The 21,049-nt window shown below is 61.5% G+C and carries 22 protein-coding genes; 19 read left to right on the plus strand and 3 right to left on the minus strand.

Annotated elements, in window-relative coordinates; all coding sequences use genetic code 11:
- From KBF66_RS07690 to KBF66_RS07715, 6 genes are all read left to right on the plus strand, one after another.
- A partial coding sequence (locus KBF66_RS07690; RefSeq protein ID WP_296654756.1) for a nickel-dependent hydrogenase large subunit occupies positions 1-1,721 on the plus strand: 1,721 nt, incomplete at its 5' end.
- Between the two features lie 44 nt (positions 1,722-1,765).
- Positions 1,766-2,365: a HupE/UreJ family protein gene (locus KBF66_RS07695; protein WP_296654759.1), complete on the plus strand. Its 600-nt coding sequence runs from the start codon at positions 1,766-1,768 to the stop codon at positions 2,363-2,365.
- A gap of 38 nt (positions 2,366-2,403) precedes the next feature.
- Positions 2,404-3,144, plus strand: a complete 741-nt coding sequence (cybH, locus tag KBF66_RS07700; protein WP_296654761.1) for a Ni/Fe-hydrogenase, b-type cytochrome subunit — start codon at positions 2,404-2,406, stop codon at positions 3,142-3,144.
- Between the two features lie 7 nt (positions 3,145-3,151).
- Positions 3,152-3,799, plus strand: coding sequence for a HyaD/HybD family hydrogenase maturation endopeptidase (locus tag KBF66_RS07705; protein WP_296654762.1), 648 nt, complete (start codon positions 3,152-3,154; stop codon positions 3,797-3,799).
- Positions 3,800-3,802: 3 nt separating this feature from the next.
- Positions 3,803-4,120 (plus strand): HypC/HybG/HupF family hydrogenase formation chaperone, encoded by a 318-nt coding sequence (locus tag KBF66_RS07710; RefSeq protein WP_296654765.1) that lies wholly within the window; start codon positions 3,803-3,805, stop codon positions 4,118-4,120.
- Positions 4,121-4,162: 42 nt separating this feature from the next.
- A complete protein-coding gene (locus KBF66_RS07715) occupies positions 4,163-4,627 on the plus strand; it encodes a hydrogenase (RefSeq protein ID WP_296654767.1) in 465 nt (154 codons plus the stop codon).
- Positions 4,628-4,681: 54 nt separating this feature from the next.
- Here KBF66_RS07715 and KBF66_RS07720 read toward each other — a convergent pair whose 3' ends face one another.
- A complete protein-coding gene (locus tag KBF66_RS07720; protein ID WP_296654768.1) occupies positions 4,682-4,810 on the minus strand; it encodes a hypothetical protein in 129 nt (42 codons plus the stop codon).
- A 31-nt stretch (positions 4,811-4,841) separates the two neighbouring features.
- On the opposite strand from KBF66_RS07720, the gene KBF66_RS07725 reads away from it, so the two are divergent.
- The 13 genes from KBF66_RS07725 to KBF66_RS07785 all read left to right on the plus strand — a co-directional run bounded on the left by KBF66_RS07725 (position 4,842) and on the right by KBF66_RS07785 (position 17,495).
- A complete protein-coding gene (locus KBF66_RS07725) occupies positions 4,842-5,735 on the plus strand; it encodes a hydrogenase expression/formation protein (RefSeq protein ID WP_296654770.1) in 894 nt (297 codons plus the stop codon).
- Complete coding sequence (locus KBF66_RS07730) at positions 5,732-5,959, plus strand: rubredoxin (protein WP_296654771.1); 228 nt, start codon at positions 5,732-5,734, stop codon at positions 5,957-5,959. Before KBF66_RS07725 ends, KBF66_RS07730 begins: the two co-directional genes overlap by 4 nt.
- Positions 5,956-6,501, plus strand: a complete 546-nt coding sequence (gene hybE / locus KBF66_RS07735) for a [NiFe]-hydrogenase assembly chaperone HybE (protein WP_296654773.1) — start codon at positions 5,956-5,958, stop codon at positions 6,499-6,501. Before KBF66_RS07730 ends, hybE begins: the two co-directional genes overlap by 4 nt.
- Positions 6,498-7,772 (plus strand): nickel-dependent hydrogenase large subunit, encoded by a 1,275-nt coding sequence (locus tag KBF66_RS07740; protein ID WP_296654776.1) that lies wholly within the window; start codon positions 6,498-6,500, stop codon positions 7,770-7,772. The genes hybE and KBF66_RS07740 overlap by 4 nt, the downstream gene beginning before the upstream one ends.
- 24 nt (positions 7,773-7,796) lie before the next feature.
- Complete coding sequence (hypB, locus tag KBF66_RS07745; protein ID WP_296654778.1) at positions 7,797-8,921, plus strand: hydrogenase nickel incorporation protein HypB; 1,125 nt, start codon at positions 7,797-7,799, stop codon at positions 8,919-8,921.
- 248 nt (positions 8,922-9,169) lie between these two features.
- Positions 9,170-10,366: a carbamoyltransferase HypF gene (locus KBF66_RS07750; RefSeq protein ID WP_296654780.1), complete on the plus strand. Its 1,197-nt coding sequence runs from the start codon at positions 9,170-9,172 to the stop codon at positions 10,364-10,366.
- Positions 10,366-10,734, plus strand: coding sequence for a VOC family protein (locus KBF66_RS07755; RefSeq protein WP_365732530.1), 369 nt, complete (start codon positions 10,366-10,368; stop codon positions 10,732-10,734). Before KBF66_RS07750 ends, KBF66_RS07755 begins: the two co-directional genes overlap by 1 nt.
- Before the next feature lie 107 nt (positions 10,735-10,841).
- Positions 10,842-11,081, plus strand: a complete 240-nt coding sequence (locus KBF66_RS07760; protein WP_296654785.1) for a HypC/HybG/HupF family hydrogenase formation chaperone — start codon at positions 10,842-10,844, stop codon at positions 11,079-11,081.
- Positions 11,082-11,098: 17 nt separating this feature from the next.
- Positions 11,099-12,238 carry a hydrogenase formation protein HypD gene (gene hypD, locus KBF66_RS07765; RefSeq protein ID WP_296654787.1) on the plus strand — a complete coding sequence of 380 codons (1,140 nt, stop codon included), beginning with the start codon at positions 11,099-11,101 and terminating at the stop codon, positions 12,236-12,238.
- A complete protein-coding gene (gene hypE, locus KBF66_RS07770) occupies positions 12,235-13,290 on the plus strand; it encodes a hydrogenase expression/formation protein HypE (protein ID WP_296654789.1) in 1,056 nt (351 codons plus the stop codon). Before hypD ends, hypE begins: the two co-directional genes overlap by 4 nt.
- Positions 13,291-13,566: 276 nt before the next feature.
- Positions 13,567-15,027, plus strand: a complete 1,461-nt coding sequence (locus KBF66_RS07775; protein ID WP_296654791.1) for a sigma-54 dependent transcriptional regulator — start codon at positions 13,567-13,569, stop codon at positions 15,025-15,027.
- On the plus strand, positions 15,020-16,033 hold the full coding sequence (locus KBF66_RS07780) for a HupU protein (RefSeq protein ID WP_296654793.1): 1,014 nt from the start codon (positions 15,020-15,022) through the stop codon (positions 16,031-16,033). The genes KBF66_RS07775 and KBF66_RS07780 overlap by 8 nt, the downstream gene beginning before the upstream one ends.
- 10 nt (positions 16,034-16,043) lie before the next feature.
- Entirely contained in the window at positions 16,044-17,495 is a 1,452-nt protein-coding gene (locus KBF66_RS07785; RefSeq protein WP_296654795.1) for a nickel-dependent hydrogenase large subunit, read from the plus strand.
- A 39-nt stretch (positions 17,496-17,534) separates the two neighbouring features.
- On the opposite strand, the gene KBF66_RS07790 is transcribed toward KBF66_RS07785, so the two are convergent.
- Together KBF66_RS07790 and KBF66_RS07795 are read right to left on the minus strand one after the other, a co-directional pair.
- Complete coding sequence (locus KBF66_RS07790) at positions 17,535-19,895, minus strand: EAL domain-containing protein (protein WP_365732531.1); 2,361 nt, start codon at positions 19,893-19,895, stop codon at positions 17,535-17,537.
- Positions 19,896-19,897: 2 nt separating this feature from the next.
- Positions 19,898-20,944, minus strand: a complete 1,047-nt coding sequence (locus KBF66_RS07795) for a substrate-binding domain-containing protein (RefSeq protein ID WP_296654798.1) — start codon at positions 20,942-20,944, stop codon at positions 19,898-19,900.
- Positions 20,945-21,049: the final 105 nt, after the last annotated feature.

Below are 21,049 nucleotides of genomic sequence, written 5' to 3' on the forward strand. Positions count from 1 at the left end.
TCAGCACCGGCACTATGTGGCGCGGGCTGGAAGTGATTTTGCGGGGCCGTGACCCGCGCGATGCCTGGGCATTTGTGGAACGCATCTGCGGTGTCTGCACCGGCACCCACGCGCTGACCTCGGTGCGCGCGGTGGAAGACGCGCTGGGCATCAAGATCCCGAAAAATGCGCACCTGCTGCGCGAGATTTTTGACAAGACGCTGCAAGTGCATGATCACGTCGTGCATTTTTATCACCTGCACGCACTCGACTGGGTCGATGTGGTGTCTGCCCTGAAAGCCGATCCAAAAAAGACCAGCGAGTTGCAGCAACTGGTATCCAGCGCACACCCCATGTCATCGCCCGGCTATTTCCGCGACATCCAGAACCGGCTGAAAAAGTTTGTCGAATCCGGTCAGTTGGGCCCGTTTTCCAATGGCTACTGGGGCAGCAAAGCCTATGTGCTGCCGGCTGAAGCCAACCTGATGGCGGTGGCGCACTATCTGGAAGCTCTGGACCTGCAAAAGGACTGGGTCAAGGTGCACACCATCATTGGTGGCAAGAACCCGCACCCCAACTTCCTGGTCGGTGGCATGCCCTGCGCCATCAACATGGACAGTGATGGAGCGTCCGGCGCGCCGATCAACATGGAGCGGCTGAACTTCATCAAGGCTCGCATCGACGAGATGAACACCTTTGTCGCCAATGTTTATCTGCCCGACGTGCTGGCCATTGGCACCCTGTACAAACACGCGGGCTGGCTACATGGTGGCGGGCTGGCGGCCACCAACGTGATGGACTACGGCACATTTTCCAAGGTCAACTATGACAAGAGCACCGACCAGCTGCCCGGCGGCGCCATCATCGGCGGCAAGTGGGATGAAATCCTGCCGGTCGATCCGCGTGACCCCGAGCAGATTCAGGAATTCGTCACCCACAGCTGGTACAAGTATGGGGATGAGACCAAGGGCCTGCACCCTTGGGACGGTGTGACCGAGCCTAACTTCGCGTTGGGGGCGAAGACCAAGGGCACCAAAACCAACATCCAGCAGATCGACGAAGAGGCTAAATACTCTTGGATCAAGGCACCACGCTGGCGCGGCCACGCGGTTGAGGTCGGCCCGCTGCCGCGTTACATCCTGGCCTATGCGCACGCGCTCAAGGGCAACAAATACGCCCAGCGTCCGAAAGAGCAGCTGGAGTTCTCGGCCATGATGGTCAACAGTGGCATCCCCAAGGCGCTGGGCCTGCCCGAGACCCAGTTCACCCTGAAGCAAATGCTGCCTTCCACCATCGGACGCACGCTGGCACGCTGCCTCGAAGGGCAATACTGCGCCGAAATGCTGGTGGACGACTTCAACGAATTGGTCGCCAACATCAAGGCCGGCGACAGCGCCACCGCCAATGTTGAGAAATGGGACCCGACGACCTGGCCCAAGGAATGCAAGGGTGTCGGCACCACCGCAGCACCGCGCGGCGCGCTGGCGCACTGGATCAAGATCAAGGACGGCAAGATCGACAACTACCAGTGTGTAGTGCCGACCACCTGGAACGGCAGCCCGCGCGATGCCAAGGGCCAGATTGGCGCGTTTGAAGCCGCACTCATGGGCACACCCATGGTGAACCCCGAGCAGCCGCTGGAGATATTGCGCACGCTGCACTCGTTTGACCCCTGCCTGGCCTGTTCGACCCATGTGATGAGTCCGGACGGCCAGGAGATGGCCAAGGTCAAGGTCCGTTGACCTGAGCGTCCGCCTAAGCAACCCTATAAGCATTGGAGAGGTTCATGAAATTTTCAACTCGTTTCTCGCGCCCAGTCGCGGTCGTCGGCCTGGGTTTGCTGGCCGCCACGGCACAGGCCCACACCGGCCATGGCACGTCAGGTCTGGCCGAAGGGCTGGCGCACCCGCTGGGCGCAGACCACCTGCTGGCCATGCTGGCAGTGGGTGTCTGGTCGGTGTCAGCGCTGCCCGCTGGCAAGACCTGGTGGGGGCCGGCGGTCTTTATGCTGTCCCTGGCAGTCAGCGCTGCCTTGGGCGCGGCGGGCGTCAGCCTGCCGTATCTGGAACAGATGATTTCACTCAGCGTGGTGCTGTTTGGAGTGATGCTGGTGCTGAGCCGGTACAAACTGCCGTTCGCGCTTGGGCTGGGTCTGGTCGCGTTGGCCGCCTCGCTGCATGGCCTGGCACACAGGGGCGAGACGCCTGAGTCCGGCTTTGCAGCTTATGCCGTCGGTTTTCTGGCGACCACCGCAACGCTGCACCTTGGCGGGGTGGCTACTGGCCTGAGTCTGCGAAAACTGCTTGCAGAGAAAGCCGCCTGGGCCATGGCCGCGTTGGGCACGCTGTGCGGTGGTGCAGGCTTATACCTGTTTGGCCAGCTCTGATGCATCTGCAGCGCCCGCCCGGCCCCTAAGGAGACACCATGAACTCAAGCGCAACCCCCGCCGTGGAAGAACTCCACGCCGCTTTGCCCTCCGAAGAACAGGAGATGTCGCACAGCCAGTCAATCAAGTCGGTTTATGTGTATGAGGCGCCGGTGCGCCTCTGGCACTGGGTCAACGCCCTGTCGATCACCGTGCTGTGCCTCACTGGCTACTTCATCGGCTCGCCGCTACCCAGCATGCCGGGTGAAGCCAGCGATCACTTTCTCATGGGTTATATCCGCTTTGTGCATTTCAGCGCCGGCTACATCCTGGCCATCGGTCTGCTCGGGCGTACCTACTGGGCACTTGCTGGCAACCACCATGCCCGTGAACTGTACTGGGTGCCGCTGACGCAGCGCGCCTATTGGCACGAAATGGTCTCCATGCTCAAGTGGTACGCCTTCATGGGGCCACGTCCTGGCCCCTACATCGGCCACAACCCGATGGCGCGTTTTGCCATGTTCTTCATGTTCATGTTCACCGCCGTATTCATGATCTTTACTGGCTTTGCCATGTACGGCGAAGGCGCGCAAGCGGGTTCGTGGGCACATACGATGTTTGGCTGGGTGATTGCGGCCATGGGCCAGTCGCAGGACGTGCACACCTGGCACCACATGGGCATGTGGGTGATCGTGATCTTTGCCATCGCGCACATTTACGCCGCCATCCGCGAAGACATCATGGGCCGCCAGAGCGTGGTCAGCACCATGATCTCGGGCTACCGCACCTTCAAGGATTGAACCGACCATGGCGCGCGACAAACATATTCTGGTGCTGGGCATTGGCAACGTGCTGTGGGCCGACGAAGGTTTTGGCGTGCGCTGTGTCGAGTCTCTGCAACGGGAATGGACTTTTGCGGACCACGTCGAGCTGATGGACGGCGGCACCCAGGGCCTCTATTTGTTGCACAACGTACAGTCGGCCAGCCATCTGCTGATTTTTGACGCGATCGACTACGGCCTTGAGCCCGGCACACTCAAGCTGGTTGAAAACGACGACGTGCCTCGCTTCATGGGCGCCAAAAAAATGAGCCTGCATCAGACCGGCTTTCAGGAAGTGCTGTCACTGGCGCAGTTCACCGGACATTTCCCTGAGCAAGTGTTGTTGATCGGCTGCCAGCCTGAAGAGCTGGAAGACTATGGCGGCAGTCTGCGCCCGATCGTGCGCCAGACCATGGTGCAGGCGCTTGAACGTGGCCTGGAGCGCCTAAGCGCCTGGGGTGCCGAGCCGCAACGCCGCGCCGTGCCGTTGCCCGAAGACGCCACCCTGACCGGTGCCATGCTGACGCTGGACCGCTACGAGAGTGAGCGCCCCAGCGCCGAGCTGGCTTGCCGCATTGGTGATGACCGCTTTATGCCCGACGGCGTCGCTGCGGCAACGGCGGCAGTGAGCTAAGTCATGTGTATCGGCATCCCCATGTTGGTGACCGCCACCGAGCCCGGTTTTGCCCAGGTGAGTGGTCGCGGTGAGCAACGCCGCATCACCACCACCCTGATTGGCGACGTGTGCACCGGACAGTGGCTGCTGGTGTTTCTGAACGATGCACGCGAGCTGCTGACGCCTGAGCGTGCGGCCGAAGTCAACGCCACGCTGGACTTGCTCGCCGCCGCCATGGGCGCTGGCGATGTGCAGGATGCCAGCGCAGATGCAGCGTTTGCCTTACCCTCAACGATGGACATCGATACCCTGCGCAGCCTGACCGGGCTTCAGGTCTAGACTTTAAAGCTATTTTGCCTTCCAGCTCTTATAGGACAAACGATGACAGCTATCGACATTGAAGCACCCGTATTGCTGCGCCAACTGGTGGACAAACACCAGGCATGCTGGGTAGAGCCCGACAACATTGACACCTGGCTGGCCGGACAACCTGGCAACCAGGTATTGCTGTTTGCCGGTGATGCGGTACGTTTTCCCGAGGGTATGGACGTGGCGGTGGTGTTGCCCGAGCTGCAGAAAGTCAGCGCGGCGACCGGCAAGCCCTTTGGCATTGCCGTGGCAGTGCCAGAAACAGCCGAAGACCTGGCCAAACAATTCGGCTCGAATCGGTGGCCCACCCTGATGTTTTTTCGCGATGGCCGGTATGTAACAACCGTGTGCGGCATGCACGACTGGACCGACTATCTGGCGCTGGTGGCCCAGGCCCTCGACGCCCCCATCAGTCGGGCGCCAACCATTGGCATTCCTGTGGTCAGCGCCGTGGCCAGCGGTAGCCACTGTCATTGACCTGGGTATGACGCGCATGAACCGGTCTGACGTTCGCGAGCACGAAATGCGCGTTCATCGCGCGTTCTCTGTTTCGGCGGTGCGCTGCGCGGATTCAGGGCGCAGCGCTCGCAACAGCACAACCCGGCCCAACCACCATTCGTGATGACGACGTTCGGTCACCCAGAAAATTGAATCAAACATTCCCTGTCCACAGACCCGAGGCCAGCAGCATATGAACTTTACCCGCGACATCAAGCCCTTCCCCATCCCGGTGGTGGCCAGCGGCGGTCCTGATGACTTTGGCCAAGAAGATGGGCTGGACTACCTGGCCATGCCCAAAGACATGGAAACCTATCGCCCGCCACAGATGCCCGAACCCGAAGACATCGCCCAACACGCCGGCGCGGTGCAAGTGCTGCACCAGGTGCTGGCTGCGCTGCGCCAAGTGGCTGACGGTGGTGCGCCAGCGCGACAAACGCTCAGTGTCTCGCTGTCGGGCTTATCGCCGAAAGATCTAACTCTGATCAACCAGGTGCTGGGCGAAGGTGAAGTCAGTGCCCAGGTGCTGGCCGGCCAGGAGGCACCCACGGTACAGATTCAGGAATCTGTATTTGCCGGTGTCTGGCGGGTGATAGAACTGCTCAGCGATGGGGCGGTGCGTGACAGCATTGAGGTAGGTGCGGTGCCCGAGGTGTTGCGGCACACGGCACAGGTCGATGGTCAGCAGCTTTCAGCCGACCCAGCCGAAGTGCCGCCGCAGGTGATGAACGTGCCCAGCGTGCTGGTGGAGCTGCGCGACCAGCAGCAGAACTGGCAGGCCGGGCAATCGGTCCATGTGGTCAATCTGAGCCTGCTGCCGCTGTCGCCCAGTGACATCGCTTTTCTGGACCATCGGCTGGGCACCGGGCGCGTGCTGATTTTGTCGCGCGGGTATGGCAACTGCCGCATCACCAACTGCTGCGTGCCCAAGACCTGGCGCGTGGTGTATTACAACTCGCAGGACGCGGTGATTTTGAACTCGGTTGAAGTGACCGACATGCCCGAGGTGGCCTGCGCTGCCCCCGAAGACCTGCAGGACTCCGTGGATCGGCTGACAGAAGTACTGCAGTGGGTGAACCAGGCGTGAGTGGAATTAGCGGCCAGCAGTTTGAGGGCAGCTACCTGGGCGACCGCACCCGCCTGCCCGTGGATGCGCGCCTGGAGTGCAAGATCTGTTGGTGGGTGTATGACCCGGCCGAGGGCGACCCGCAATGGCAAATTGCACCGGGTACGCCGTTTGCCGACCTGCCAACGCATTGGCGCTGCCCCCAATGTGACGGCGCGATGGATCAGTTCATGGTGGTGACGTGAGTGATGGGGCAGCCAGTGCAGCCACCTTAGGGCTGGCTGACGCGCTGAGGCAGCGGGTGGCCGCACTGGAGGCGCTGTTTGACGACATTTCAAACACCCGGATGGCCGGTGTGCCAGTCAAAAACCCGGCGCTCAAGGTCCAGGCTGTTGGTTTTGCGCCGGTGCCACATCAGCCAGACATGTTGCAGGGGGTGCTGATCACGCCGTGGTTCATGAACCTGGTGCGCCTGCCGCTGCGCAATGAAACCGCCTCAGACCGGGTGCTGGCAGAGCGCCAAAAAGCCACGCGCCAATTCGGCAACACCGACTTTGAATTCATCGGGTCTTTCGAGGTGAGAATCGGCGCTTTTGAAGTCTGCTCGCTGTATTCGCCCATGTTTGAATTTGCCGACCACGCCGCCGCAACGGCCACCGCGCAAGAGGTGTTGAACCAGTTGCATCGGCCAACGCCCGGGCCCGCCCGCACTGCGCCAGCGGTGCCGAGCCGGCGCGGCTTTTTGCTGGGTCGCAGCGCGGGCGGCGCGCCGGGCGACCGCACATGAGCGGTTTTGCCGGCTTGGCGGGCAGCTACACGCTGCATCCGGGGGCAGCTGTCAGCATCACCGGTCATCGTCCGGTCCTGGGTCAGGGTTTGCTGACACGCCTGTTGCGCGGGCAAAGTGGTGACCAGGTGGAGCGCACGTTGGCGGCGCTGTTTACGCTGTGCTCGCACGCGCACCGACGCGCGGCGCGCCTGGCTCTGAATGCAGCGCGCTTGCCAGATCAGGTGGCGCTATCGGAACCGTCGGCACTGTTGCTGACACCGGAAACCGTGCGCGACCATCTGCGCAGCATAGCGCTGGACTGGCCGCGTCAATTGGCCCAGTTGGACCTGGTTAACGGCGAAAATTACATATCAAATCAGCCTCTAGCCCAGGATGGTAGTGCGCCAAAAGATATTGATAGTGAAGCACTGAACTGGCTCAGGGCCTGCCCACTGCCGCTGGCGCAGCCTGCTCAGGCGCTGAACGAAGTGCAGACGCAAGAGGTGCTGATGGCGCTGCACGCCTGGCTGCAAGATTGCGTGTTGCATCAGCCCCTGGAAGACTGGTTGGCTCACCACCGTGCACCTGAGGTGCTGGCGCACTGGTGCCACAGCCGGACTGCCGACCTGCCACCGGCGCGCTTTCTGGCCGCTTGTCATACTCAAGCCAGTGCTTTGTCGCTGCAAGGCTTGTCGCTGGAGGTACTGGATCTGGATGCGCCTACTCAAGCCGTGCTGCTGGCTGACCTGGCACAACACATCACCACCCAAGCCGGTTTTGCCCAGTTCCCGACCTGGAGTGGCCAGTGTCAGGAAACCGGCCCCTGGACGCGCCTGCGCCATCGTCTGCCATCCACCGATGGTCAGAGCGCCGCTGCGACAAGCGCCTGGACCCGCCTGGCCTCACGCTGGCTGGAGTTGATCGAGCTGGTCTTTCTCGGCACTCAGCGCGCGCACGATGCAGGTTTTTTAGGGTCGGATTCCAATTTCCATGCGAAGCATCTGCCGCCTGCACCACTCGCAAGCGGCGCCCTGAACCTCGCCCCCGGCCAAGCCATCGCCTGGGTCGAGATGGCGCGCGGCCTATTGCTGCACTGGGTACAACTCGATGAGCAGGGCAAAGTGGCCGACTACCGCGTGATCGCCCCCACCGAATGGAACTTTCACCCCGAAGGCGCACTGGCCCTGGCACTGAGCGCTTTGCCCCCCGATGACGCGGCTTCGGCATGGGTTTTGGCCGCTGCTTATGATGCGTGTGTGGAATGCAGCGTGGCGGTCAGCTCAACTTAGAACGATCAAGATAAGGAAGACAACATGTGCGTAGTTTGTGGATGCGGCAATACCGCTGATGCGTCGGGCACCCCGGGCGTGACCGTACAACCTGGCACCGGTGACCTGCACTTTGGCGCAGGGGCGGCCAAGGTATCGGTACCCGGCATGAGCCAGGAGCGTGCCATCAAGCTGGAGGCCGATGTGCTAGGCGCCAACAACGCCATTGCCGCACAAAACCGTGCCCACTTTGCCTCGCATGGCGTCACCGTCTACAACCTGGTCTCCAGCCCCGGTTCTGGCAAAACCACGCTGCTGTGCGCCACCATCGAAGCCCTGCGCCAGCGCCAGCCCGAACTGGCCGTCGCCGTGATCGAGGGCGACCAGCAAACCAGCTTTGATGCCGACCGCATCCGCGCAACCGGTGCGCCCGCCATTCAGGTCAACACCGGCAAAGGCTGCCATCTGGACGCGCCCATGATCGCCCAGGCGTTCTCCAGGCTCGATTTGCATACCAGCGGGCACCATCATGACCACAGCGGACACGGCCATGTGCACAGCCACCCGCACGATCACGAGCACGCTGAGCACGCGCATGGCCATGAACACGGCGAGGTAGCGCACACCCACGCTCACCCGCATTCGCATCAGCACACGCACGATGACGGCCACGATCATGCCCATCCCCATTCGCACTCGCATCACCAGGAAGATGGTCATGAACACGCTCATGTGCATCCACATCAGCACGACCATGCCCACGAAAAGCAGGCGCTGCTGTTTGTCGAAAACGTCGGCAACCTGGTCTGTCCGGCGATGTGGGACCTGGGCGAGAAGGCCAAGGTGGCGATCCTCTCGGTCACCGAAGGCGAGGACAAGCCGCTGAAATATCCCGACATGTTTGCCGCTTCCAAACTGATGGTGTTGAACAAGATCGATCTGCTGCCGCATGTGTCGTTTAACGTAGCACGCTGCAAGGAGTTTGCGCGCCGCGTCAACCCGGGCATTCAGATTCTGGAGTTGTCGGCCACCACGGGCGAAGGCATGGGCGCTTGGCTGGACTGGCTGCTGGCGGAACCGTCTGCAGCTGCGGCCCCTGTTGAAGCGGTGGCTGCCCGGATTGCGGCGCTGGAGGCTGAGCTGGCCAAGTTGCGCGCGTTACCAGCCTGACGCTTCTTTCGACTTGGATTGATGATGTTTTTTGGTTCTAGCACTTATCTGAACTGCGCTTATCGCTACGTTTTTGAAAGCATTTGCTTGGTCAGTGCTATAGCAAAACTGGGGTCAGATCCCGATTCGGCCCCATGCCATCAAGTTCGTGGGATCGGCTCATTCGAACCAAGCTCTGACCCCAATTTTGCGTGCCATCGTTCACAAAACTCGCAAAAACCAGAGATTTCGACTAGGAAAGTCCGGCCATGGCACTGATCCTGGCTTTTGGCGCTTTCCTGAAAAACACCGCCTGCTTGTTGGACACGCAGGCGCCAAAAGATGTGCGCTGGTCTGCCGTCCACGGTGACCTGTCCGACCCAGCGGCCTGCGGTGCCCTGCGCGATTCAGTAACACGGCTACTGGCGCAAGCGCACAGCCCCATCGACGCCGTAGCGCACGATCTGCACCCTGACTTTTTCAGCACGCATCTGGCACTGCAAACTGCCGCCGAACTGCAGGTACCCGCTATTGCCGTACAGCACCACCACGCGCATGTTGCCGCGGTCGTGGCCGAACACGGTTTGAGCCAGCTGGTACTCGGCCTGGCGCTGGACGGTGTCGGCCTGGGCAGTGATGGTTTGGCCTGGGGCGGTGAACTGCTGCGTGTTGACACTGCCGGGTTTGAAAGGCTGGCACACCTGCTGCCGCTGGCCTTGCCCGGTGGCGACGTTGCAGCGCGCGAACCCTGGCGCATGGCTGCATCCGTCTTGCACGCGCTTGGAGCAAGCGATCAAATCGTTCTGCGTTTTGGTCCGCCGGTGGGCGATCAAGCCGCTAAAACGATTTCCACCATGCTTCAACGAGGGCTGAATTGCCCACAAACCACCGCCGCTGGCCGCTGGTTTGACGCGGTGGCGGGGCTATTGGGCTTAAGCGTGCGACAAGAATTTGAAGCCCAAGCCGCCATCGCGCTAGAGCAAGCCGCCGCACGCCACATGCAACGTCATGGGGTCGCCGCGGTCGATCCGGCTCTCTGGCACATTACCCCGGACGGTACCATCGACCTGCGACCTTGGGTGGGTGAGCGCCTGTTGCAGGTGGACACGCAAAACCCCGCCGACGTGGATGAAGCTGCGCTGAGCTTTCACCTGACTCTCGCGTCTGCCTTGTGCCAGCGCACCATTGCCCTGGCACGAGCCCACCAGATCACCCACGTGGCGTTGGGCGGTGGTTGTTTCTTCAACCGCATCCTGACTGATTCCACCATCTCGCAGCTGGAGCAGGCGGGTTTGAATGTGCTGCAAACCCGAAGCCTGTCATGTGGCGACGCGGGGCTGGCGCTCGGGCAGGCGTGGGTGGCCAAGCATGTGCTGACGACGGGGCTGGACCCAAAGCAACAGAAAAATACGGCTTTAGCGCATGTGGAACATGCGCAGAAAGCTCCTTACTTGATAGCGCAATGATGTCAACCCTTAAGATCACTGAAATCAAGGCGTTTGTTCCCTCAAAGGACTTCGAGCTTTCCAAGCAGTTCTACAAGGATCTGGGATTCACGATGGCCTCTGAAGGGGGTGGCATCGCATACTTTCATTTTGGTCATGTCAGTTTCCTGCTTCAGGACTTCTGCGCAGAATCATTTGCTGAGAATTTCATGATGCATATCCTCGTCGAGGATGTGAACGCATGGTGGAATCATGTCCAAAAGAGTGGCGTGCTCACAAAGTACGGGGTCAGAATCACGGCGTTGGAAGACCAGTCGTGGCGTATGCGGGACTTCTGCCTCTACGACCCGTCGGGTGTTCTATGGCGCATTGGACAGAATACCGACTAAATCGGAATTGAATCCCGTGTTACCCATAACAACCATCCCGTCCTTCCAACGGACCGACTCGGTGGCCGCTCAATTCCAGCTTTGAATACATCCAAAAGGACCCCATCATGTGTCTAGCCCTCCCCGCCCGCGTGGTGGAACTCTTACCCAATCAACGTGCCGTGGTCGATCTCGGTGGCGTGCGCAAAGAAGTGTCGATTGACCTGGTCGATGACGCGCAGGTTGATGACTACGTGATCATCCACGTCGGTTACGCCATCGGCAAGATCGATCCTGAAGAGGCCGCGCGCACACTGGCGCTGTTTGCCGAGCTTTCTGATGCTCAAACCACCAATCAGCCCATATAAACACAGCGCGAACCGCTATGAAATACATTGATGAATTCCGCGACGGTGCCGCCGCCCGGCGTGTTGCCGACACCATTGCCGCTGAGGCCAGGCCGGATGTGGCCTACAACTTCATGGAGTTCTGCGGCGGCCACACGCACGCCATTTCGCGCTACGGCATCAGCGGCATGTTGCCCGCCAATGTACGCATGATTCACGGCCCGGGTTGCCCGGTGTGTGTGCTTCCGATTGGCCGCATTGATCTGGCTATTTCGTTGGCGTTGGACCGGGGCGTGATGCTGTGCACCTATGGCGACACCATGCGGGTGCCGGCATCCGAGAATCTGTCGCTGATCAAGGCCAAGGCGCGCGGGGCTGACATTCGCATGGTTTATTCCGCTGCAGACGCGCTGAAACTGGCCGAACAGCACCCGGACCGCGAAGTGGTGTTTTTTGCCATCGGTTTTGAGACCACCACGCCACCCACCGCCCTGGTGCTGCGCGAGGCACAGGCGCGCAACGTGCCCAACTTCAGCGTGCTGTGCTGCCATGTGCTGACGCCTGCGGCCATCACCCACCTGCTGGAATCTGCCGAGGCACGAGAACTCGGTGCCGTGCCCATTGACGGTTTTATCGGCCCGGCGCATGTCAGCATCATCATTGGCTCTGAGCCTTATGTGCACTTCGCCAAGACTTACCACAAGCCGGTGGTGATCACCGGCTTTGAGCCACTGGATGTGATGCAGGGCATTTTGATGCTGGTGCGCCAGATGAACAGCGGTCGTGCCGAGGTTGAAAACGAGTTCTCACGCGTCGTCACGCCCACGGGCAACCAAGCGGCCCAGAAAGTCATGGCGCAGGTGTTCGAGCTACGCCAGAGTTTTGAGTGGCGCGGCCTGGGCGAGGTGCCCCACAGCGCCCTGAAAATCCGCCCCGAGCTGGCGGCCTGGGACGCTGAAGTCAAGTTCGGCCTGACCTACGCCAGCGTGCCCGACCATAAACAGTGCGAATGTGGCACTATCCTGCGCGGGATCAAGCGCCCGGCCGATTGCAAGCTCTTTGGTACCGTCTGCACGCCCGAGACGCCCATGGGCTCGTGCATGGTGTCCAACGAAGGCGCGTGCGCCGCGCATTACTCTTATGGACGGTTTCAGGACATGGCGGTGGTAACAGCATGACATCCAAGAAAAATTACCTGCGTCCGATTGACTTCAAACACGGACGCATCGACATGACGCACGGCGCCGGTGGCCGGGCTGCGGCGCAACTGATCGACGAGCTGTTTGCCACCGCGTTTGACAACGACTATCTGCGCCAAGGCCACGACGGTGCCTTGCTGCCGCAGCCGCAAGGCCGGCTGGTGATGGCCACCGACGGCCATGTGATCTCACCGCTGTTCTTCCCCGGTGGTGACATTGGCTGCCTCTCGGTGCACGGCACGATCAACGACGTGGCCATGTCGGGTGCCCAGCCGCTGTACCTGGCGGCAAGCTTCATCATTGAAGAGGGTTACCCGCTGGCGGATCTCAAACGCATTGTCGAGTCCATGGCCGCCGCCGCGCGTGAGGCGGGTGTTCCAGTCGTCACCGGCGACACCAAGGTGGTCGAAAAAGGCAAGGGCGATGGTGTCTTCATCAGCACCACCGGCGTTGGCGTGGTGCCCGATGGCTTGTTGATTGACGGTCGCCAAGCCAAACCAGGTGATGCGATTCTGGTGTCGGGCACCTTAGGTGAACACGGTGTGGCGGTGATGTCGTTGCGCGAGTCGCTGGAGTTTGAGACCGCCATCATCTCCGACACCGCCGCGCTGCACACGTTGGTGCAGGCCATGCTCGCGGCGTTACCCACCCCGGGTGACTTGCATGTGCTGCGCGACCCAACCCGTGGCGGGTTGGCCACCACGCTCAATGAGATTGCGCGTCAGTCCCAGGTCGGCATGAGCCTGGTCGAAGGCGACATCCCGGTGCTGCCGCAAGTCGAAGCCGCGTGCGAGCTGCTGGGCCTGGACCCGCTGTATGTGGCCAACGAAGGCAAGCTGATTGCCATCTGCGCCCCCGAAGTGGCCGACACCCTGCTGGCCGCGATGCGTGTTCACCCGCTGGGGGCAGCGGCCAAGCGCATCGGCACGGTGACCGCAGATGACAACTGCTTTGTGCAAATGGCCACCCGATTTGGCGGCCGACGGGTCGTCGATTGGCTCAGCGGCGAGCAACTGCCGCGCATTTGCTGATTGGCGTGATGTGGTGAACGTTGCTATGTTTGGTGAAGCTTGTAGCGCAATGTGCCGAATCGGGATCCGACCCCATTTCAGCTACACCGGGGCGCATTTGACAAATACCAGCCGTATCCAGTCCGTCGTGCAACACGCGGCTAATTACCGTAGCCGGCCAAATAGGGCTGTTCAGCTCCCCCGCGCCCGGCGGGGCGAGGGGGCCGCGGGGAGTGGGGGGAAAACCAAACTCACCATCTACCCCAACCAGCAGGCGCAGCAACAAAGTCCGAACTCATGAATCCGCCGTCCGCATTACCCTGCGTTCTGGTCGTCGACGACGAAACCCGCTCGCTCGACGCCATCCGCCGCAACCTCGACGAAGATTACACGGTGCTCACCGCCACCAGCGCCGACGAGGCCCGCGGACTGCTGCAGCGCCACGAAGTCAGCGTGATCCTGTGCGACCAACGCATGCCTGGCATCACCGGCGTGCAGTTTCTCAAAGACGTGCGCGACCAGTGGCCTGACGTGGTGCGCATCATCATCAGCGGCTACACCGATTCGCAAGACATCATCGCCGGCATCAACGAAGCCGGCATTTACCAGTTCATCGCCAAACCGTGGATGCCCGAACACCTGTTGGCCAGCGTTGGCAACGCCATCGAAGCACGCAGCCTGCAGTTGCAAACCCAAAGGCTGAGCCTGGAGCTGCGCACCAGTGCCCCGGTGCTACGCCAGCGCAAGCAGTCGTCGCAGGCGAGCGCGCAGGCGGCGTTTGGCTTTGAATCGATGGTGCGCGCACCCGGCAGTCCGCTCGACGATGTGTGCGAAATGGCGGCGCGGGTGGCGCGCTTCGACCTGTCGGTGCTGGTCACCGGCGAATCCGGCACCGGCAAGGAACTGCTGGCCCGCGCCATCCACTACGCCAGCCCGCGCAGTGAACGCGCGTTTGTGATGGAAAACTGCGCCGCGATGAGCGACACGTTGCTGGAGTCCGAGCTGTTTGGCCACAAACGTGGCTCGTTCACCGGTGCCTTTGAAGACCATGTGGGCCTGTTTGCTCGCGCTGATGGCGGCACGATCTTTCTGGATGAGATCGGAGACACCTCGCCGGCTTTTCAGGTGAAGCTGCTGCGTGTGTTGCAAGAAGGCGAGGTGCGTCCAGTGGGGGCCAGCCGCGCCGTGCCGATCAATGTGCGCGTCATTGCCGCCACCCATCGCGACCTGGAAAAAGCCGTGCAGGCAGGGCAGTTTCGCGAAGATCTATATTACCGCGTGGCCAGCCTGACGCTCTCCATGTCGCCGCTGCGCCAGCGCCCGGGCGACATCCTGCCCATTGCCCAGATGCTGCTGGCCCGCGCAGCACAAGAGCTGGGCCAGGCCCATTTGCGCTTTGCCGATGATGTGCCGGCCAACCTGCTGGCCTACGCCTGGCCCGGCAATATCCGCGAGCTGCGCAACGAGATTTACCGCGCCGTGGCCTTGTCAGACGGGCAAACCGTGTCAGCTACCGCGTTTTCGCGGCGCGTGCTGTACGGTCAGACCGGGCAGACGGCGCAAGCGCAAGCCGCCGGCTTGCCCCAGACCGGCAGCCTGCAGGAGCGGCTCGATGCGATGGAGGCGGTGATCCTGCGCGAGTGCCTGTTGCGCCATCGCTGGAACAAGACCCATGCGGCCAAAGAGCTCGGCCTGTCGCGCGTGGGCTTGCGGCAGAAACTGGCGCGGTTTGGGTTGGATGGGCAGGTCGATGCGTGATCCGCCCTTGAACGTCCTGTGGCTGCAGTCTGGCGGTTGTGGCGGCTGCAGCATGGCGCTGCTATGCGCCGACACAGCGGATTTTCACGCCCAGTTGCGCCAGGTGGGCGTGAATTTGCTGTGGCATCCGTCTTTGTCGCTGCCAACCGGCCACGAGGTGCTCGAAGTGATCAACGACTGCCTGAGCGGGCGCACGCCCCTGCACGCGTTGTGCATCGAAGGCTCGGTACTGCGCGGACCCGAAGGCAGCGGGCGCTTTCACATGATGTCGGGCACCAACGAGCCAATGATGAGGTGGATCGAACGCCTGAGTGCAGTGGCGCAGCATGTGTTGGCCATTGGCAGTTGCGCAGCGTTTGGCGGCATCACCGCCGCTGGCAGCAACCCCACCGATGCCTGCGGCTTGCAGCATGAAGGGGATCAGGCTGGCGGTTTGCTGGGCGCACATTGGCGTGACCGCAGCGGCCTGCCGGTGATCAACGTGGCCGGTTGCCCGACCCATCCCGGCTGGGTGCTGGAAACACTGGCCGCGCTGGCTGATGCGCAGCCACTGCAAGCCGAGCAGCTTGATGCGCTGGGACGCCCCCGAGCCTATGCCGATCAACTGGTGCACCACGGCTGCACCCGCAACGAGTATTACGAATACAAAGCCAGCGCCGAGTCGCCCGGCGACCTGGGCTGTCTGATGGAGCATCTGGGCTGCAAGGGCACGCAGGCGCACGCCGACTGCAATATCCGGCTGTGGAACGGCGAGGGCTCGTGTGTGCGTGGCGGCTACGCCTGCATCAGCTGCACCGAGCCGGGTTTTGAAGAGCCGGGCCACGCCTTTCACGAAACACCCAAGGTGGCCGGCATTCCGATAGGCTTGCCCACCGACATGCACAAGGCATGGTTTGTAGCGTTGGCGTCACTCTCCAAGTCCGCCACACCGACACGGGTCAAGCGCAATGCCACCTCCGACCATGTGCTGGTGACGCCGCAAATCAAGAAAACGCGACTCAAATGAGGCCGCAACCATGAACCGCCTGATCGTTGGCCCCTTTAACCGGGTTGAAGGTGACCTGGAAGTGCACCTGGATGTGGCCGATGGCCGGGTGCGCCAGGCCCGGGTCAACGCGCCGATGTACCGGGGTTTCGAGCAGATTTTGCAAGGCAAACACCCGCTCGATGCGCTGGTCTATGTGCCGCGCATCTGCGGTATCTGCTCGATCACCCAGTCGGTGGCGGCCGCGCGTGCCTTGGCTGCTGCTTGCAATGTCTCGGCCCCGCCCAACGGCCAGCATCTGATCAATCTGATGTTGGCGTGCGAAAACGCCGCCGACCACCTGACGCATTTCTACCTGTTCTTCATGCCGGATTTCACCCGTTCGGTGTATGCCGGGCGGCCCTGGCACGCGCAGGCGCTGCAGCGCTTTGCGAACGGTACGGGCGAGCATGCGCGCGAAGCGATTGCGGTGCGCCAGCGCTGGTTTCACATCATGGGCACGTTGGGGGGCAAATGGCCGCACACCCAGTCGATTTTGCCGGGGGGCAGCACGCGCAACCTGAGCGCCACCGAACGCTATCGGCTGGGCGCGCGGGTGGCGGAAATGCGCAGCTTTCTGGAGCGGGTGCTGCTGGCTTGCCCACTCGAAGAAGTGCTGGCACTGCCGGATGAGGCGGCTTTGGCGAATTGGCACGGGCAGCACCCCACGGGCGGCGACCTGCGCCTGTTTTTGACAATGGCCGGGGATCTGAGCCTGGACGCGTTGGGCTGCGGGCCGGCATTGACGCTGAGTTACGGCGCATTTGCCCAACCCGAGGGCGGCTTTACGATGACCCCCGGGGTGTGGGACGGGCTCACCTTGCAAGACGTTAACCTGGCACAGATCACCGAAGACGCCTGCCACGCCTGGCTGAGTGATGACGGAGCGCCCCGCGCGCCCGCCCAGGGCCTCACCCAAGCCGACAGCGGCAAACCCGGGGCCTACACCTGGTGCAAGGCGCCGCGCCTGGCCGGTCAAGTGCTGGAAACCGGCGCCCTGGCGCGCCAATTGGCCGACGGGCAGCCGCTGATCCGCGCCCTGTGGCAGCGCAGCGGTGGAAATGTGCTGACGCGGGTACTGGCCCGCATGCTGGAGCTGGCCCGCCTGGTGTTGCTGACCGAGCACACCTTGCGCGCCATCGCACCCGACGCCCCCAGTTGTGTCAATGCCCAGGTGCCGCAACACGTCGATGCCTACGGCCTGTGCGAGGCCGCACGCGGCAGCCTGGGGCACTGGCTGTCGATCCGCGATGGCCGCATTGCCAACTACCAGATCATTGCCCCGACCACCTGGAACTTCTCGCCGCGGGACCGGTCGGGCGTACCCGGCGCGCTGGAAGCCGCACTGGTCGGCGCCCCGGTGGCAGACGGTGATAAAACCCCGGTGTCGGTGCAGCACATCGTGCGTTCGTTTGACCCATGCATGGTCTGCACTGTGCATTGATCCGCCCAGGCGCAGACCACTGCCGCCTGCGACACCGCATCAATCTGCGGATTCCCGTGCAAATGCCTCCAGAGCAACCAACGGCAGCGGTCGACTGAAAAGGTAGCCCTGGTACGCGTGGCAACCCAGATGCGCCAGGAAGTCAGCCTGAGCTTGCATCTCCACGCCTTCGGCAATGACCGCCAAGCCCAGACTCTCGGCCAGGGCCACCACCATTTTGGCGATGGCCGCATCGTTGGGGTCGGTGACGATGTTGCGCACAAACCCCTGGTCGATCTTGAGCTGATCCAGCGGCAGGCGTTTCAGGTAGGTCAGCGAAGAGTAACCGGTGCCAAAGTCGTCCAGCGAGAAGCCGACGCCGTGGCTTTTGAGAGCGCCCATCTTGCCGATGATGGCTTCAACGTCCTGCACCAGCATGCTCTCGGTCAGTTCCAGCTTCAACAACCTGGGTGTGGCCCGGGTCAGCGCCAGCGTGCGCAGCACACCATCGACAAAATCGGCCTGCTGAAACTGCCGAGCACTCACGTTCACAGCAATCGTCAGGTGTGCCATGCCGGGCTGTTGCGCCCAGGCGGCCAATTGGCTGCAGGCTGACTCCAGCACCCACTGGCCAATCGGCAGTATCAGGTCGGTTTCCTCTGCCAATGGAATGAATTCCCCCGGTGACACCATACCCCGCTGGGGATGTTGCCACCGCAGCAAAGCTTCCACACCGGTCAGACGGCCATCACCCACCACCTGTGGCTGGTAATGCAAAAGGAACTGCTGTTGCTGCACGGCCACGCGCATATCCGCTTCCAGTGCGGCACGGGTGGTCACTTCGGCTTGCATACGTGTATCGAAAAAGCGCAAAGTGTTGTGCCCTGCGGCCTTGGCTTGGAACATGGCCAACTCGGCCCGTTGCAGCGGTTGATCCTTCTCTTCCAGTGTCATGCCGCCGAACAGGGTGATGCCGATACTGGTGGTGGCGTGATGGGCGCCACTATCGAGCGTGAAGTCTGAAGCGAAAGCGTTGCGAATTTTGTCGCCAACGGTTTCGGCCTGCGTGGCGGCCTCGATATCATCTTCGCTGAGGTCTTCGAGCATCACGACAAACTCGTCAGCGCCAAGTCGCGCAACGGTGTCACCCTCGCGGATGCAGGTTCTCAGGCGTTGCGCCACCTGATGCAGCAGCAGGTCACCCTGAAAGTGCCCGAGTGTGTCGTTAAGTGTCTTGAAATCATCCAAATCAACGAACAGCAAGGCATTTTTGCGCTGATGCCGGGTGCTGGCATTGCATGCCTGTTCAAGCCGGTCCATCAACAAGCGACGGTTGGGCAGTTGTGTCAATGGGTCGTAAAAGGCCAGGGTATCAATTTGCGATTGTGCTTTGACGCGCTCGGTGATGTCACTGAAGATGGCCACGTAGTGCGTGGTCACACCCGCCCGATCTCGCACGGCACTGATGCTGAGCCACTCGGGGTAAACCTCACCACTCTTGCGTCGATTCCAGATCTCACCCTGCCAGGCACCGCTGTCCTGCAGGCTTTGCGCCATCGCAGCATAAAAGGCACGGTCATGGCGACCAGACGCCAACAAGCTGGGGGTTTGACCAACGGCGTCCTCGGCGCTAAAGCCGGTAATGACCGAAAAGGCACGGTTGACCCTGAGAATCACGTTGTTGGCATTGGCAATCACCATCCCCTGCTGGGACTCAAACGCGGTGGCAGCGATGCGCAACGCTTCATTGGCTTGTTTGCGCTCCGTCACAAACTGGTTGACAGCGTCCACCAGGACATCGATCTCATCGCGACGGAGACTCTTCTTGCGGTCCAGAACCAGCCTTGTTGCCTGATCGGCATCCCCAAGCTTGGTCACATCATTCGCCAATTGATGCAGATGCCGCGCAACCTTGCGATAAACGATGGCAAACAGCACAAGTGCCAGTCCAATGATCTTGATCAGATCGGTCAGTACCAGCGTGATCATCGTATCTGCAACCTGCGCGTTGGCCTGTGCGTACGATTCCGATATGCGCAGTGTTCCGATGACCGTCTTTTGATCCTGAGCCAACACTGGCAGAGACCAGACCCGGTCAACCGACGAGGTGAAGCCAGGCTGGCGCACATCGGCAATGACCTTGTCCAGACCCAGCACTTCGGCGCGAACCACCGATCCGGTGAGCACCAGCCCATTGAGCACGGCATGGAGTCCAGCCACATCGAATTGCCACAACGACATGCCGATTGCCGCAAGGCTTTGTCGTGCGGCATCCGCGGCATCGATCTGGGCATGCTGCAGCGCCTTGTTGCGCTCGTAGGCGATGCCAAACGCGGTCGCGACTGCAAAAACGGCAAAACTGGCCAGCAGAACCCAAAGCAGGACTTTGAGCGCCAGCACCGATTGCCTGAAAAACCCCATCGCTATTTCCCGTTCCAGATGGCCGAATATGCGGACTCAAACCCCAATGTCGCTTCAATGCCGCGACTACCGGTGGCTTTGAGCAACTCGGTGGTGACAAGAATCGGCCTGGTCTGGAAACCGCTGGGCGGCGCACCAGCCAAAGCCCGGTTAAGCTCATCCGCGAGCTGATACCCCTGCATTTTCAGGGGTTCAGCCACCGTTGCGACCTGTTGGGAGACGCCGGACCCAATGCGGCCCAGCGCCTTGGTGGATCCGTCACCCGCCGAGACGTTGAGAATATCGGCCCGCTTGGCCAACAGCAAGGGATAGTTGATCTCGTCAAAATAAACGTCGTTGATGGCAAGCGTGTAGGTCCAGGCTGCCCCATGCGCTGTCACCAATTTCGGAACAACCTCCGGCATGGCGGTTGCCGCTTGCGAGATGAACACATTTTCGACCGCCAGCACCCTGCACCCCTGGTACCCCGGGCACGCCTGAAGGGTTTTCTTCATCGCCTCGGTCTTGGCATTGGCCACGGCATACTGGTTGTCGTTGAAGATGACCACACCCACTGGGCGCTGCCTGGCCTTGGCATCATGGATCACAAACTCGGCCGCCAATGCCGCCACATCATCCGGTTTGGTGGACACATTGGCGAACAGATCTTGGGTGGGGCCCGGGTCCTGCGCGGCGTGCCAACCCAGCAAAGTGACCCGGTTTAGTCTGGCGCGTGCCACCTGCTCCTTGAAGTCGTCCGGGTCAAAGCCGCCAAAAACGAGGCCATCGGGTCGGCTCGCCAGCACCTGAGTGAGAAGCGCACCCTGCGTGGCTTTGAGTCCTCGTCCATCTTCCAGGCGAATCTTCCAGCCGAGCTTTTGTGATGCCTCCTCGAATCCCCGAAAAACACCCATCACACCGCCATTGCGGAAGTCGGAGGCTATAAACGCCACGGTTTTGCCCGACTGTGCAGTGGGGCCAGGCGGCGGTGTCTGACTCAAACCCTGTGCGCACGACACAGCCGCCAGCAACGCAAAACCACCAGCGATACACCTTTGGATCTTCGTCATGGTTCTCCTCGCTTCAAACAATGCAGCCGCTGCGCAACTCATGCCTGCGCGAACCACATTTTTTGCCCAAAGAACCTGGGGCCATGGCACCCAGCGAATTTCGCA

The sequence above is a fragment of the Rhodoferax sp. genome, assembly GCF_018063565.1.
In the GTDB taxonomy this organism is placed as follows: domain Bacteria; phylum Pseudomonadota; class Gammaproteobacteria; order Burkholderiales; family Burkholderiaceae_C; genus Rhodoferax.